Here is a 14,549-nt window from a genome sequence, read left to right as displayed (position 1 = left end):
GATACCCGCAGACTGATGACGAGCTCTTGAATTTGCGCACTTCTGCACTACTTGTATAAACGACAGTTTTTGTGTTCAACGACATCCGTATCCTGAGAACGATGACTAAGCAAACCCATTCCTTCCAGGCCGAAGTGGCCCAGCTGCTGCACCTGGTCACGCATTCGCTGTATTCCAACCAGGAAATCTTCCTGCGCGAGCTGATCTCCAATGCTTCGGATGCTTGCGACAAGCTGCGCTTTGAAGCGCTGGGCGACGCCAGCCTCTACGGTGATCAGCCCGAGCTGGAAGTGCGCGTTTCCTTTGACAAGGCTGCCCGCACCCTGACCATCACCGATACCGGCATCGGCATGAGCGAGCAGGAAGCCATCGACAATCTGGGCACCATTGCCAAGAGCGGCACCAAGGCTTTCATGGAAAAGCTCAGCGGCGACCAGAAGGCCGACTCGCAACTGATCGGCCAGTTTGGCGTCGGTTTTTACTCGGGCTTCATCGTGGCCGACAAGATCACCGTGGAAACCCGCCGCGCCGGTGCACCTGCTTCTGAGGGCGTGCGCTGGATCAGCGGCGGCACGGGCGACTTCGAGATCGAGCAGATTGAACGCCCCCAGCGCGGCACCAGCATCATCCTGCACCTGCGTGACGACGCCGAGGAGTTTCTCAACGGCTACAAGCTCAAGCAGGTCATCTCCAAATACTCCGACCACATCAGCCTGCCCATCCTGATGGAAAAGGAGGAGTGGAAGGACGGGGAGAACGATCAGCCCGGCGAGATGGTCAAGACCGGCGAATGGGAAACCGTGAACAAGGCCAGCGCCCTGTGGACCCGCGCCAAGAAGGACATCACGGAAGAGCAGTACAAGGAGTTCTACAAGGCCATCAGCCATGACTTCGAGGACCCGCTGACCTGGAGCCACAACCGCGTCGAAGGCAATACCGAGTACACGCAGCTGCTGTACATCCCCGCCAAGGCCCCGTTCGACCTGTATCAGCGTGACAAGCATGCCGGCATCAAGCTCTATGTGAAGCGCGTCTTCATCATGGACGATGCAGAGGCGCTGATGCCCCAGTACATGCGCTTTGTGAAGGGCGTGATCGACTCTGCCGACCTGCCGCTGAACGTGAGCCGTGAGCTGCTGCAGGAAAGCCGCGATGTGCGCCTGATCCGCGACGGCTCGGCCAAGCGCGTGCTCTCGATGCTGGAAGACCTGGCACGGCATGACAAGCATGAAGCGGCAGCTGAGGCTGCGGATGGCGTGCAGGATGTCGTCAGCGAAGAGGACAAGGCCAAGGAAGGCAAGTTCACGCAGTTCTACAACGAGTTCGGCGCCGTGCTCAAGGAAGGTCTGGGCGAGGACTTCGGCAACAAGGAACGCATTGCCAAGCTGCTGCGTTTCGCCACCACCACGCATGAAGGCCTTAATACCTCGTTTGCCGACTACAAGGCACGCATGAAGGAAGGCCAGGACGCGATCTACTACATCACGGCCGACACCCTGGCTGCGGCCAAGAACAGCCCGCAGCTCGAAGTGTTCAAGAAGAAGGGCATCGAAGTCCTGCTGATGACCGATCGCGTGGACGAGTGGGCGCTCAACTATCTGCACGACTTTGACGGAACGCCGCTGCAGTCCGTGGCCAAGGGCGCCGTGGATCTGGGCAAGCTGCAGAACGAGGAAGAGAAGAAGGCCGCCGAGGAAGCCGCCGAAGCCTTCAAGCCCGTGCTGGCCAAGCTCAAGGAAGCCCTGAAGGACCGTGCCGAAGACGTGCGTGCCACCAGCCGTTTGGTCGACTCACCCGCTTGTCTGGTGGTCAGCGACGGTGGCATGAGCCTGCAACTGGCCCGCCTGCTCAAGCAGGCCGGCCAGGCCGCGCCCGAGTCCAAGCCCGTGCTGGAAGTGAACCCCGATCACGCCTTGGTCAAGAAGCTGGACGGCTCCGTCCACTTCAACGATCTGGCACAGATTCTGTTCGACCAGGCTGTGCTGGCCGAAGGCGGCATGCCCGAAGATCCGGTTGCTTATGTCAAGCGTGTGAACGCGCTGCTGGCCTGAGCGGTTCGGTTACTCCGATAAAAATCCCCGCAGAGTGGTGGCTCTGCGGGGATTTTTTATGATTTCTGGCTATATCGCTTATGGGTAGGGCGCTACCAGCTATCAAAATTGATTAACTGCGTGAACGTACAAGCAGGCTGCGATCCCAGAGCACCATGGCCAGGGTGAGCAGGCCAAGCAGGCCACCCATGAGGCTGGTGCCGGTCCAGCCATGGGTCAGCCAGGCCCACGAGCCCAGTGCCGAGCCGAGGGAAGCGCCGAGAAAGTAGGTGGTCATATAGACGGCATTGATGCGCGAGCGGGCCTCGGGCGCCAATGCATAGACCACGTTCTGGTTGCTGATGTGCAGGGCCTGCAAGGCGCCGTCGACCACCAGCAGACCCAGCAGAAACCACCAGATGCTGCTGCCGCCCAGCCACAGGCACAGCCAGCCCAGCAGCATCAGAATGGCGCCGGCCAGCGTGGCGGACTGCTCCAGTCCCTTGTCGGCCATGCGTCCGGCCACATTGGCCATCAGTGCGCCGGCAATGCCCACGATGCCGATCAGGCCGATCATCAGATCCGAGAGTTCAAAGCCCGGCCCGGCCAGCAGCAGCGCCATGGTGGAGAACAGTACGCTCACGGTGGCAAAGCCGGTGCCGCCAATCAGCGCACGGCTGCGCAGGCGCGGATGCCGGAGCAGCAAGTCTCCGAGGGACTTCATGACTTCGCCATAGCTGACGGGAGCGGCGGGAGCCGCCTTGGGCAGGGCCCGTGCCAGCAGCACGGCCATGAAGGCAGTGCTGATGGCCCCCACCCAGTAGACGGTGCTCCAGCCGCCCAGATCGGACAGAATCCCCGCCACGCTGCGTGAGGCCAGAATGCCGATCAGCAGGCCGCTCATGACCAGGCCGACGGCACGCCCGCTGGCGCCAGGCGCGGCAAAGGTGGCGGCCATGGGCACCAGTACCTGGGCGGCCACCGAGAACACGCCGGCCATCAGGGTGCCGGCGGCGAGCAGCGCGAAGCTGCCGGCCAGGCCGCTGATGCCCGACAGCAGCATGCCGCAGGCGGCCAGCAGCATCAGGGTCAGAACCAGGCGGCGGCGCTCCAGCATATCGCCCAGCGGCACCAGAAACAGCAGTCCCAGGCCGTAGGAGACCTGGGCCATGGTCACGGTGCTGGAGGCCTGGGCATCGCTGATCTGCAGATGCTGGACCATGGAGTTGAGCAAGGGCTGATTGAAATAATTGGCTCCGGCGCAAAGGCCGCAGGCCGTGGCCATGAGCAGCAGGGTGGTTCTGGAGAGGACTGTGGTGGCCGCTGGTGTTGTGGTTTTCATGAGGCGCTCAGGTGCAAGGGTGTCAGGCGGGAGTGGCGGCTTTGGCACCCACCGCCATGGGGAGGGCCGCCGTGGCCTCCACCTCGATCAGCATGCCGGGCAGGGCCAGCTTGGGCACGGGAATCAGCGTGCAGGCCGGAAAGCGCGGTCGCTTGTCGCCGGGCTCGCCGCTGCCCCAATGCTGTCTCACGGCGCTTTGCCAGTGCTCGAAGCGCTCCAGCGAATGATCGACGATGAGCACGGTGAGCTTGAGCACATGGCCCATGTCCGCGCCACCGGCGGCCAGGGCGGTCTTGATATTGGCAAGAGCCTGCGCAGCCTGCAGGGCAAAGCTGTCTGGCAGCTCGGCCTGGGCATTTTCTCCGCCCTGGCCCGAGACGAAGAGCCAGCGCAGCGGCTCCTGGACGGTGACCACATGGGTGTAGCCATTGGGCAGGCTGTCATAGAGACCGGTGGGCTGCAGATAGCGCGGTTGCGGGGCGGGGGCTTGGGCAATGAAACTGGGCTTGGCGTCCATGAAAGTCTTTCAGGCAAGGCGGCTTCGGCAGGGCCCGTCAGCGGTAGGCCTTTGTTCCCGAAGCTGCTGGAATTGTTCAACCTCAACTAAGCTTGAGGTCAAGCGGTTTGTATGACCACACAGGATTGCGGTCATGGCGGTCAGGCAGGGACAACGGGAAGCAGCGGGAGATGACTGTGCAGTGTGAAGAGGCTGGCGATATGAATGGATGCGGCAGCGGCCTGGTGGCCGAGGCTGAGGGGATGCCGGATCTCAGTGTGGGAGAGGTCGCCAGCCGCAGCGGGGTGGCGGTATCGGCCCTGCATTTCTATGAGAAGCAGGGCCTGATCGAGAGTGCGCGCACCGCAGGCAACCAGCGCCGCTATGCGCGAGCGGTGCTGAGGCGGGTGGCCGTGATCAAGGTGGCTCAGCGCATGGGCGTGCCCCTGGCCGAGATAGCGCAGGCACTGGCCCATCTGCCGGCCAACCGCGTGCCTGGCAAGGCCGACTGGAGTCGCCTGTCCTTGCATTGGCGGGCACAGCTCGATGCACGCATTGCCATGCTGACCCAGCTCAGGGATCAGCTTGACTCCTGCATAGGCTGCGGCTGCCTGTCTCTGCAGGCCTGCCCGTTGCGCAACGACCATGACTGTCTGGCGGCGCAGGGAGCTGGCCCGCATTTCAGATAGCCGGGCTTACTGGCGCGGAACGGGCAGCACGCGTGCTCTTGCGCTGATGACGCCCAGCAATGCCGACAGCAGGCCCAGACAGGCGCAAAAGCCTATCAGTGCGCCCGTCAGCCCGATATGGTCGGACAGCCAGCCCATGCCCAGAATGGGGACGATGGTGCCTACATAGCCCACGACCAGATAGGTGGAAAGCAGGCCTGTGCGGTTGGCGGGCTTGGAGACCTTGTTGACCACGGCCATGCCCGAGAGATTGCACAGTGCATGACCGCAGGACATGCTCAGCACACTCAGTGCGAACAACCATGGCGAGCCGGCAAACAGATTGAGAACCAGCAGGGCATTGGTCGCCGCCAGGGCGAAGAAGCCGATGATGATCAGCCGCTTGGTGGGATAGGGCCGGGCGATGAGCTGGATGCCGGCCGACAGAAACAGGATGACGCCGATGGACAGGCCCGAGACTGCAGGTCCATGCCAGGGCAGCATCTGGGCCATGAAGCTGGGGGCCATGGCGGCAAACAGGCTGAACATGCCGAAGGCGGAAAACGCCGCCATGCAGCCCAGCGCATAGTGGTAGAGAAAAGGCTTGCGCGGCTGGGAGATGCTGGGAAGTACATCTTTCAGCGTCAGGCCTGGCGCGCTGTGGGCGGGCGTGCTGGCCGCTGGTAGCTGGATCTTGAACAGCGCATGGATGCCCAGAAAGCTCAGTGCGATGGGCGGCAGATAGCTGCTGATCAGGGGGAATTGCACCCATTGCGCCATCAGGCCGCCCACCACGGGCCCCAGGCCGAAGCCGAAGGCAATCGTCAGGCTGGTGGTTGCCGCCGCACGCTGCAGGTCGCCCTTGTTGTTGAGCTGGGTCATGCCTATGGAGGCCGAGGTGGTGATCAACCCCGAGGCCAGGCCGATGATGAAGCGGGAAGCGCCCAGGCTCCAGGCATTCCAGGACAGGGCTGAGCCGATGACGCCCACGGTCATCACCATCAGTCCCAGGCGCAGCACTTTGAGAAAACCGAAGAGGTTGGTCAGACGGCCCAGAAACAGCAGGCTGATCAAGGCGCCCAACATATAGGTCACGAAAATCTGCGTGATATGGCTGGGCTGCAGCCCCCAGGCCTGCTGGTAGAGCGGGTAGAGCGGGCTGGCAAGCGCCGTTCCCATGACGCCGACGCACATGGAAAAGCACACCCAGGCATAGGGACTCAGACGGGATTGCATTGGGAAAGCTTTGGTGGGGCAGTCATCCGCATGTCCGGTGTGGGCAAGTCGGCTTGACCTAGAATTATTAAAAATGACTATTTGGTCAATTTTATGAATTCTAGAAAAGGATTTCAGCGCATGGCGGATGGTGCGGCGGCTGCCCCTTGTGCAGACCCGGATATCGGCACGCAGGCAAAGCGTCAGCGGCGCACGCGTGGCCCTAGTCTCGACAAGACGGCGCAGACGCGTCAGCAGATTGCGGAGGCCGCGCTGGCCGAGTTCGTGGAGTGTGGTGTGACCCGTAGCACCATGGAGCGCATTGCCTGCCGCGCGCAGGTGGCCAAGGGCACTCTGTATCTCTACTACCCATCCAAGGATGAGCTGTTGCGGGGCGTGGTAGAGCACGCGCTGCGGCATTCGGCCGTCTACCAGCCGCTCAGGCGCCGCAAGGGCGAGACGGTGCGCGCCTTGCTGCGCCGCAGTCTGCTGCCGACGCTGGAGGCCGTGGACAGCAGCGAGCGCGGCATGCTGGCACGCCTGGTTCTGAGCGAGGCACGGCATGCGCCCGAGCTGGCCCGACTGTACAAGGAGCTGGCTTTTGATGCCTGGCAGAACTATGTGCAGGATCTGCTGGCGCTGGCTGTGAAAGAGGGGGAGCTCAGGACCCGCTCGGTCAGCCGCAGTGCCCAGCTGCTGGCCAGCCCGTTCTGGATGGCGCTGGTGCACAACAACCTGCTGGCCTCCGAGGGCTCGCAGAAGCTGGCCCTCAAGCCACTGGTTGAGCTACTGATTGATAACCTTTTTGCGGGCACGGCCGGTGACAATGCGGCTGTCAAACGTCAGTGAGAGTCAGTGAGATGAATTCCATGCCCGCCACCATCAAGCCCGGTCATCACAGAATCCTGAGCACGGTCTGCGCCGCCGCTCTGTTGCTGGTCTTGCCCGCCTGCGGCTCCGTCGGGGCCGGAGTGGGCGTAGGGATTCCGGTGGGGCCGTTTTCCGTGGGCGTGGGTCTTGGCAGCGGCGGTCTCAGCGCAGGCGTCGGCACGGGTGTCGGGCCTGTCGGTGTAGGCGTAGGCGTCAACCAGCGCGGGCAGGTGCTGGGCAGTGCCGGCGTTGGCGCTTCCACCGGGGTGGGTGGTGCCAGTGTGGGTGTCGGGGTGGGATCCTCCACCGTGCTGCATGATCCCAATCGCCCGCAGGCACCAGAGGCACAGCCCGCGCCGCCGCCGGCCTCCGCGCAGAGCGGCGATGCCGTGCAATGGCGCGATGCACGCGGGCAGCTCGTGCCCGAATGCCGCTTGCAAGGGCGCTGCTAGCTCTTTGCCGGTATGGACCGCCCTAGGCGTAGAGCGGCTCCTGCTGCATGGCTTCGATCTGTTCGTTCAGCATGTCCACCTGGCCCTGCCAGTAGTCGGTGCTGCCAAACCAGGGGAAGTTGATGGCAAAGATCGGGTCCTGCCAGCGGCGTGCCAGCCAGGCGCTGTAATGCAGCAGGCGCAGAGTGCGCAGCGGCTCGATCAGTGCCAGCTCGCGCCGGTCGAAGCTGCGGAACTGCTCATAGCCTTCGAGTAGGGCCGACAGCTGCTGGGTCTGCTGGCTCCGGTCGCCCGAGAGCAGCATCCACAGATCCTGCACGGCAGGACCGCTGCGTGCATCGTCGAGATCGACAAAATGCGGGCCGCCGTGGCCTTCGTCATCCAGCGGCGTCCAGAGAATGTTTCCCGGGTGGCAGTCGCCATGCAACCGAATCTGCGTCGCAGAATGCAAGCCAAAATGGCCTGCAGCGCTTAACCCATCTGCGGATGGTGCTATCAATGAAAGAGCTTTGTCGCAGGCCTGCTGCCAGCGGCTGCGCACTTCGAGCGCGACGACCTCATGTTCGAGCAGATAGTGCATGGATTCGTAGCCAAAGCTTTTCAGGTTCAGCGCCGGGCGATGCGTGAAGGGCTGGGCGGCCCCCACGGTGTGGATACGGGCCAGAAAACGGCCTATCCATTCCAGCACCTCCCAGTCGTCCAGCTCGGGGCGGCGCCCGCCGCGCCAGGGGCTGATGCTGAACAGAAAGCCCGCATGCTCATGCACGGTCTGCCCTTGCAGCGCCAGCGGCGCCACCACGGGAACCTCGCCAGCCGCCAGCTCCTGGGAGAAGGCATGTTCTTCCTCGATCTGGGCACGGCTCCAGCGGCCTGGGCGGTAGAACTTGGCGACGACCTTGTCGCCCTCGTCCTGGTGGGCCAGATAGACGCGGTTTTCATAGGAGCTCAGCGCCGTCAGCCGCCCGTCCGGCACAAGGCCCGTGCTGCACAGCGCATCGATCACGCAGTCCGGCGTGAGGTCCGCATAGGGGTGAGAAGGGTCTTGGGTATCGCTCATCCCCGCATTGTCGGGCTCAAACAGGCTCTTGCGAACCGGATGACATGGCACATGCGTCGGCAAAATTGCTTTTGATTTGATAGCTGCTGCCGTTTCTCTGGCGGATGTTGGCGGCCGGAAATCTCTGGAAAACCGAGCGGGCGCCGTGCATGTCGCCTAAGCTGGCACACTGCCCGCATGCAAGAGAGCGAAGCACTTTCACAGCCCTGCGAGGACCGGGATTTTGCCGAGTGGCATCAGGGCTGCCCCTGGTGTGCGGTCTGGGTGGTGATGCTGCAAGGCCATGGTCTGGAGTCTGTGCTGCAGCAGGCCAGGTCCAGGCTCGGTGATGCCCTGCTGCCGCGCCATGCGCGCCAGCCGCATATCACGCTGGCCTATAGAGGGCTGTGCGGGGGAGGGGATGAGCATGCGGTGCGGGAATATGACCGGCTGGCGCTGCGCGCCGATGTCGCCATGCTGCAAAGCCTGCGGCTGAGCCCTTTTGCCGTGCAGATAGTGGGGGCTGGCAGCTTTACCACCGTGCCTTATCTGGGCGTAGGTCAGGGTCAGGAATGCCTGCAGCACCTGCATACGGCACTGGTGCCCGTGGAGCCCGCGCCGGGCTGGCGCTATGTACCCCATGTGACCCTGGGCCACTATGCGAGACGCCGGCCGCTGCGAGAGGCGGTGGACAAGTTGCTGGCACTGATCCAGGACTTGCCGGTTGTCGAGGTAAGGGAGTTGGCGCTGGCCCGCTATGCGGCGGCCGATATTGCCGGGCCGCTGACGATTGAAGGCGTCTTCGAACTGGACACCGGGCGCTATGTGGCTGCGCCCGGTGCCCTGTGGCCTGAGCCGCTTTAGGCGATGGTCAGCGTCACGCCGATATTGCCGCGCGTGGCGTTGGAGTAGGGGCAGACCTGGTGAGCAGCGTCCACCAGTTGCTGGGCCGCAGCCTTGTCCATGCCGGGCAGGCTGATCTTCATGCGCACGGCAATGCCGAACACTTCACCCACGGGGCCCAGATCGACTTCTGCGTCTACCGACAGGTCGGCAGGCAGGGTGATCTTCTGGCGAGCGGCGACGGCCTTCATGGCGCCGATAAAGCAGGCGGAGTAGCCGGCGGCAAACAGCTGCTCGGGGTTGGTGCCCTTGCCGGCGCCGCCGGGCGAGCTCAGCTGGATGTCCAGGCGGCCATCATCGGTGCGCGAATTGCCTTCGCGGCCGCCGGTGGTGTGGGCGTGGGCGGTGTAGAGAACCTTGTCGAGTTGGGCCATGGTGTCTTCCTTTGCGAGATTGCCCGGCAGTGCAGGCGGGTGGAGGAAATCGTCACCCCGGTATCAGCCGGAGTGGCTGCGGCGCGGTGCCAGCCGTGCGCGCAGTGTGCTGAGTTGGCCCGTAAGAGCCTGCAGTTCGGGCAGGGTGCACTGGGTGCTCTGAAGCACGCAGGCAGGTATTTTTTCGGCCTCGGCGCGCAATGCCCGGCCAGTATCCGTGAGGGCGATGCGCACACGGCGCTCGTCCTGTGCATCGCGCTGACGTGCCAGCAGGCCTGCGCTCTCCAGTCGCTTGAGCAAGGGCGTCAGCGTGCCTGAATCCAGATAAAGGCGCTCACCCAGTTCCGAGACCGTGAGCTGGTCGCCTTCCCAGAGCACCAGCATGACCAGGTACTGAGGGTAAGTCAGGCCTATCGCATCCAGCAAGGGTTTGTAGAGCTTGGTCATGGCCAGCGATGCCGAGTACAGCGCAAAGCAGACCTGATTGTCCAGGCGCAGCAGCTCGGAGCTGTCGGGGAGAAGGTCGTTAGCGGATCGCATGAGTTGAATTATTGCAGGCAATTTAATTGCGTGCAATTTAATTTGCAGATCACCAAGCCGCAGGAGACAGTGCAGAGGTCCGGAGCAATGCAAACAGGCTCCGTGAGCGGAGCCTGTTGCGGCTAAAGCTGTCTCGTGTCTAACGGGCGGTCAGTGCATCGGCCAGCGCCTGGTACATGGGCAGGCTGGTCGGGTCTATGCCCGCATTGCCCGCAATCGGGTGGGAGGCATAGCGCACCACCACCATCTGGGCCTTGGGGTCGATATAGATGGCCTGACCGTGAATGCCGCGCGCCATATAGGCCCCGTTGGGGTTGTGCGAGACCCACCACATATTGCGATACGACCAGCCGGGCAGCGTGGCATAACCGGCCTTCACAAACTTGGCGGGGTCGGCGCCGCGGCGGATGTCCTGGACCACGGCCCTGGGCAGCACCTGCTGGCCGCTGGCGGCGCGGCCTTCGTTGCGCATCAACTCGCCGAAGCGGGCCAGGTCGCGCAGCGTGGTGTTGAGGCCGCCGCCGCCCGATTCCGTGCCTATGCGATCCACCATGAAGTAGGCGTCTTGCTCCGCTCCGATTCGGCTCCAGATGCGTTCGGACAGCAGCTGGGCCAGAGGCTTGCCGCTGGCGCGGCGCACGATCCAGGCCAGAACCTCGGCGTTGGCCGTCTTGTAGGCAAAGCCCTGGTCATGTTCGCCCTCTTTCTGCAGGGTCTGCAGAAATTCGTAGAAGCTCTTGGGGCCTGCATAGTCCTTGCCCTGGGGCATCATGCCGCCGGCACGGGCGTAGTCCCAGACTTCGGCCTTGGGATCGGCGTAGTTCTCGGAGTACTTCACGCCGATCGTCATGTCCATCACCTGGCGCACCGTGGCGTCGCCATAGGCGGTGTTCTTCATCTCGGGCAGATAGTCGGTCACCGGTGCTTCGGGCTTGATGAGGCCCTCGTGGGCCAGCAGGGCGGCCAGGGTTCCGACAAAGGACTTGGTGACCGACATGGCCAGGTGCGGGCGCTGCGGCTCCAGCGCACCCAGATATTTCTCATAGATCACGCGGCCCTTGTGCATGACCAGAATGCCGTCGGTGTAGTTGCGATCCAGTGCCTGGGCAAAGGTCAGCTCCTCGCCCGTGCCCATGACCTTGAAGCGCACTTGCTCGATGTCGACCGGAGCCGAGCGCAGGGCGCTGGGAGCGCCCGGGCCGCGCCAGACATTGGCCGTGGGCGTGATTTCGCGGATATGCGAGAAGGTCCAGCGTATGCGCGGGAAGGTATTGCCCACGGGGTTGTCGAAGGTGATGAGCTTGTCGGCAGCGGGCGGAAAGCCCTGCATCCAGCCCATGGCCTGCACGCTGGTGCTGGCCGGGTCGGGCAGCGCGGGTGCGGCAGTCTGCGCATGGATTGCAGAAACCATAGCTGTCAGAGCAAGTGGCACAAGCGTTTTTCGCGTAAAAGACTTCAAGCTCATCATCACCTCTTGGAGTTGGAATTAACGACCAGTAAAACGTGCTGGGCGTTTCTCGACGAAGGAGCGCACGCCTTCGGCGGCGTCCTCGCTGCTGGCCAGGCGCTGCTGCACGGGGATGAAATCGGCCACGGCGGCGGCCTGGCCCAGTTCTATGGCCTTGAGGACATTGAGGCGTGTGGCCACCACGGCCTGCGGCGCCTGTGCGGCAATGCGCTCGGCAATGCGAAAAGCCTCGTCCAGTTCCTGGCCCGCAGGCACCACTTTTTGCACAAAGTGGCAGCGCAGGGCTTCGGCTGCATCGAACGCGTCGCCGGTCAGCAGATGCAGCATGGCATTGCCCACGCCGGCGCGCTCGGGCATGCGCAGCGTGGCACCGCCCGTGGGCATGATGCAGCGCTGTACTTCCATCTGTGCAAAGCGGCTGCTGTCGGCAGCGACGACGATATCGGCGCCCAGCATCAGCTCGATGCCAACGGTAAAGCAGATGCCTTTGACGGCGGCCACCATGGGCTTGGTGCGGCGGCGGTAGCCGGGCAGGCCATAGTCATGCGGCTCCACCAGGCCCGGTGGAATGACTTTCTGGCCGCTCTTCATGAACTCGGCGATCAGGGGCAGGTCCAGCCCCGCCGTGAAGTGTTCGCCAAAGGCGTGGAGCAGGCCCACGCGCAACTCCGGGTCGTCGTCCAGCCTTGTATAAGCCTGGGCCAGTTGCTGGAACATGGCTGGCGTCCAGCCATTGCGCTTGGCCGGGCGGTTGATGCCGATCAGCAGCACATGGCCGCGGACTTCACAAGAAATACAGCCCTCGGGCGCAGGGTTGGGAATGTCGATTTGCATGGTGAATCTCCTGCGCAAAACAATAGACCGCAGCGGTTTCTGCAGCAGTCGCATACAGGACGAGTCATCGCTTGCAGAGCTAGGTGTTAACGCCAACGCCTTGCACGCAGCTATGCTTTGGGCGTGATCCCACGAATTGGAAAAAAGATGCCAGAAGCGCCGCACCGTCAACTGTTCAGAGACTACCCGCTGGATGGCGCGCTGCTGCGTTTCCACCCGGAAAGCGGCACCAGCATCCGCATTGAAAACGCTGAAACCCGGCATCTGCAGCGCGTGGCACCCCGGGTGGCCATGTTTGGCATTACCAATAAATGCAATCTGAGCTGTGATTTCTGCTCACGCGATGTGCAGCGCGAGAGCGCATGGACGGTCGATTCCGCCGCGCAGGTGCTGCAAGACCTGAGCGCAGCCGGTGTGTTGGAGGTTGCGTTTGGCGGCGGCGAGCCTTTTGTCTTTCGCGGCTTTGCCGATCTGGTTCAGCAGTTGCATGAAACCACGCCGCTGGCGCTGAATGTCACCACCAATGGCCTGCTGATTCGCCCAGGCAGCTTTGCGGCGTATGCGGGCCGCTTGGGGCAGGTGCGCATCTCTCTTTATGACGACCCGCGCTGGCGCGATACGGCGCAGGTTTTGTCCAGCTATGGGCAAAGATGGGGCGCTAATCTGCTGGTCGATGCGGCAGTGCTGACTATGCTGCCCAGTCTGCTGGGGGAGTTGGCGGCACTGGGTTGCCACGATGTGTCGCTGCTCTCGTATATCGGTGCCGATATGCGCAGGCATTTGACGGCTGAGGGGCGGCTGCAACTGGCGGCCATGGTGCAGGATGCTCCACTGCCTTGCCGCCTTTCTGTGTGCTTTGGCGATACCGTTCCATTGCCTCGCTTGTTTGATGGAGCGGACGGTAGCGGGGACTGCGGCGCGGGCGTGGATTTTGTGTCCATCACTCCTGATCAGCGCATGCAGGGTTGCTCGTTCCACGATGGCGGCCTGCCCGCGCGCAATGCGCAGGAGATTCTGGCGGGCTGGCAGCATCAGCGCTCGCGTCTGGCCCAGCCCAGTTTGCGTCATGGCTGTGCGGGCCGCAAACGGGCTGGCGTGCCGCAAGCGCAGCGCGCCCATGCCGCGGCGCCATCCATACGGGTGTGGCAGGCGTTTTCGGGCAATAACAGTGGCGAATGTGTGATGGTGGCCAAGTTCAACACCATTAGCGATGCCAACAGCTATCTGGCGCAGCTGCTGCCAGCCTGGAGGCCGCAAGCAGACTATGCACCTGAATGGCAGCAGCTCTTTCAGGCGCAGGCCGTGGCCGGGCCGGGGCTGGCCTATGGCGAGATGCCGCGCGATTTGCTGGCCATTGGCCGATCGGTGCTGGCAATGGGCTACGGTCTGGAAGACCAGTTCCCCGAGCTGCGGGCGCTGGCCTGGAAGCAGGGTGCAGCGTCGATGTCCGGTGGCATACACAGCCATGAGGTGACGCTGCTGGCGGCAGTGCGCACCGCCGGTGCAGCTGAAGCCCTCAAGCTCGCTGCAGTCGAGTGGGCTGATGAATTCCAGGCCCGGCCGTTTGTTTATGGCGATACGCTGTTGCTGGCCATGGGCCTGATGGGGCAAGAGGGCGAGCTGGAGGCTTGCAAGCGCAAGCTGGAATCTTTGGCTGATGGGCGCCCTCTGGCCGTTGAAGTGCACTCTGATATTGTCAGCAGCGAGAACATGCTGGAGGTGATGAAGCGGCTCGGTGCGCAAATTCATCAGACGCCGAGGCTGGTGCTGCAGTTCTGGGATGGTGACCCTGTGGTGGCGCAGAAGAAAGCAGCGCATTTTGCCCAGATGGTGACCGAGGCCGAAGTGACTGTGGCTGCAGATTGTGTGCTGATCTCAGGCCTGAGCCGGCGTAAGCGGCTTGCGGTGCTCGCGTATCGCCAGGGGGCGACGGTCGGGGCCTTGGATACTGCTGAGCTGCAGGTGAGCGCGCGGTTGGTGCTGCCTGAGTTGCCCAGACAAAAAGGCAAGCGTGCGATGCAGCCACCCATCGACATTGAGCTATTGCAGGATGAGCTGCGGCTAAGCCTTTGGCCCGGTGAGCAGTTGCAGGTGGCGCAGGGCTACCGAGGCGCAGCCCAGGTGCGCGTGACCAGCACCCAGCCTGAGCGGGTGCTGGAGACCTTAAAGCAAGCGGCGCAAAGACTGGGCGCAACAACCCATTTCTGGGTCAGCGAGCCTCAGGCTCTGGCGATGGCTGTGCGTCGGCTGCTGGCAGAGGTTCGGGAGTAGTGCGAGTGGGCCTTGCTGGCCCTAGCTTCCTGACCGAGCCAGCGACCGTA

The 14,549-nt window shown here is 63.3% G+C and carries 14 protein-coding genes; 6 read left to right on the top strand and 8 right to left on the bottom strand.

Features of this window, described 5'->3' with window-relative positions; genetic code table 11:
* Positions 1-101 precede the first annotated feature (101 nt).
* Complete coding sequence (gene htpG, locus CTATCC11996_RS04575) at positions 102-2,051, top strand: molecular chaperone HtpG (protein ID WP_003073613.1); 1,950 nt, start codon at positions 102-104, stop codon at positions 2,049-2,051.
* A 112-nt stretch (positions 2,052-2,163) separates the two neighbouring features.
* Here the strand turns inward: htpG and CTATCC11996_RS04570 are convergent, their stop codons facing one another.
* Complete coding sequence (locus tag CTATCC11996_RS04570; RefSeq protein ID WP_034348211.1) at positions 2,164-3,372, bottom strand: MFS transporter; 1,209 nt, start codon at positions 3,370-3,372, stop codon at positions 2,164-2,166.
* A 22-nt stretch (positions 3,373-3,394) separates the two neighbouring features.
* The gene (locus CTATCC11996_RS04565) at positions 3,395-3,889 is read right to left on the bottom strand and encodes a RidA family protein (protein ID WP_003073609.1); all 495 of its coding nucleotides are present in this window, start codon (positions 3,887-3,889) and stop codon (positions 3,395-3,397) included.
* A gap of 200 nt (positions 3,890-4,089) precedes the next feature.
* On the opposite strand from CTATCC11996_RS04565, the gene soxR reads away from it, so the two are divergent.
* Positions 4,090-4,557, top strand: coding sequence for a redox-sensitive transcriptional activator SoxR (soxR, locus tag CTATCC11996_RS04560; RefSeq protein WP_034348241.1), 468 nt, complete (start codon positions 4,090-4,092; stop codon positions 4,555-4,557).
* Between the two features lie 6 nt (positions 4,558-4,563).
* Here soxR and CTATCC11996_RS04555 read toward each other — a convergent pair whose 3' ends face one another.
* Positions 4,564-5,772, bottom strand: coding sequence for an MFS transporter (locus tag CTATCC11996_RS04555; protein ID WP_003073606.1), 1,209 nt, complete (start codon positions 5,770-5,772; stop codon positions 4,564-4,566).
* Between the two features lie 93 nt (positions 5,773-5,865).
* Here CTATCC11996_RS04555 and CTATCC11996_RS04550 point away from each other — a divergent pair, with 93 nt between their 5' ends.
* Entirely contained in the window at positions 5,866-6,600 is a 735-nt protein-coding gene (locus CTATCC11996_RS04550; protein ID WP_236597902.1) for a TetR/AcrR family transcriptional regulator, read from the top strand.
* A gap of 11 nt (positions 6,601-6,611) precedes the next feature.
* Positions 6,612-7,073, top strand: a complete 462-nt coding sequence (locus CTATCC11996_RS04545) for a hypothetical protein (RefSeq protein WP_003073601.1) — start codon at positions 6,612-6,614, stop codon at positions 7,071-7,073.
* Positions 7,074-7,095: 22 nt separating this feature from the next.
* Here CTATCC11996_RS04545 and CTATCC11996_RS04540 read toward each other — a convergent pair whose 3' ends face one another.
* Entirely contained in the window at positions 7,096-8,130 is a 1,035-nt protein-coding gene (locus tag CTATCC11996_RS04540) for a serine/threonine protein kinase (protein WP_003073600.1), read from the bottom strand.
* A gap of 177 nt (positions 8,131-8,307) precedes the next feature.
* Here CTATCC11996_RS04540 and CTATCC11996_RS04535 point away from each other — a divergent pair, with 177 nt between their 5' ends.
* A complete protein-coding gene (locus CTATCC11996_RS04535; RefSeq protein ID WP_003073598.1) occupies positions 8,308-8,973 on the top strand; it encodes a 2'-5' RNA ligase family protein in 666 nt (221 codons plus the stop codon).
* Here the strand turns inward: CTATCC11996_RS04535 and CTATCC11996_RS04530 are convergent.
* The 4 genes from CTATCC11996_RS04530 to CTATCC11996_RS04515 form a co-directional block, all read right to left on the bottom strand.
* Complete coding sequence (locus CTATCC11996_RS04530) at positions 8,970-9,386, bottom strand: organic hydroperoxide resistance protein (RefSeq protein ID WP_003073596.1); 417 nt, start codon at positions 9,384-9,386, stop codon at positions 8,970-8,972. The two genes, CTATCC11996_RS04535 and CTATCC11996_RS04530, sit on opposite strands and share 4 nt — an antisense overlap.
* 63 nt (positions 9,387-9,449) lie before the next feature.
* On the bottom strand, positions 9,450-9,926 hold the full coding sequence (locus CTATCC11996_RS04525; protein ID WP_003073595.1) for a MarR family winged helix-turn-helix transcriptional regulator: 477 nt from the start codon (positions 9,924-9,926) through the stop codon (positions 9,450-9,452).
* 139 nt (positions 9,927-10,065) lie between these two features.
* Positions 10,066-11,391, bottom strand: a complete 1,326-nt coding sequence (locus CTATCC11996_RS04520; RefSeq protein ID WP_172590567.1) for a serine hydrolase domain-containing protein — start codon at positions 11,389-11,391, stop codon at positions 10,066-10,068.
* Between the two features lie 21 nt (positions 11,392-11,412).
* On the bottom strand, positions 11,413-12,228 hold the full coding sequence (locus CTATCC11996_RS04515) for a crotonase/enoyl-CoA hydratase family protein (RefSeq protein WP_003073591.1): 816 nt from the start codon (positions 12,226-12,228) through the stop codon (positions 11,413-11,415).
* Positions 12,229-12,375: 147 nt separating this feature from the next.
* Here CTATCC11996_RS04515 and CTATCC11996_RS04510 point away from each other — a divergent pair, with 147 nt between their 5' ends.
* Positions 12,376-14,499: a radical SAM protein gene (locus CTATCC11996_RS04510; RefSeq protein ID WP_003073589.1), complete on the top strand. Its 2,124-nt coding sequence runs from the start codon at positions 12,376-12,378 to the stop codon at positions 14,497-14,499.
* The last annotated feature ends 50 nt before the right edge of the window (positions 14,500-14,549 follow it).

The sequence above is a fragment of the Comamonas testosteroni ATCC 11996 genome (assembly GCF_000241525.1).
Classification (GTDB): Bacteria; Pseudomonadota; Gammaproteobacteria; order Burkholderiales; family Burkholderiaceae_C; genus Comamonas; species Comamonas testosteroni.
This window is presented reverse-complemented; position numbering and strand designations above follow the sequence as displayed.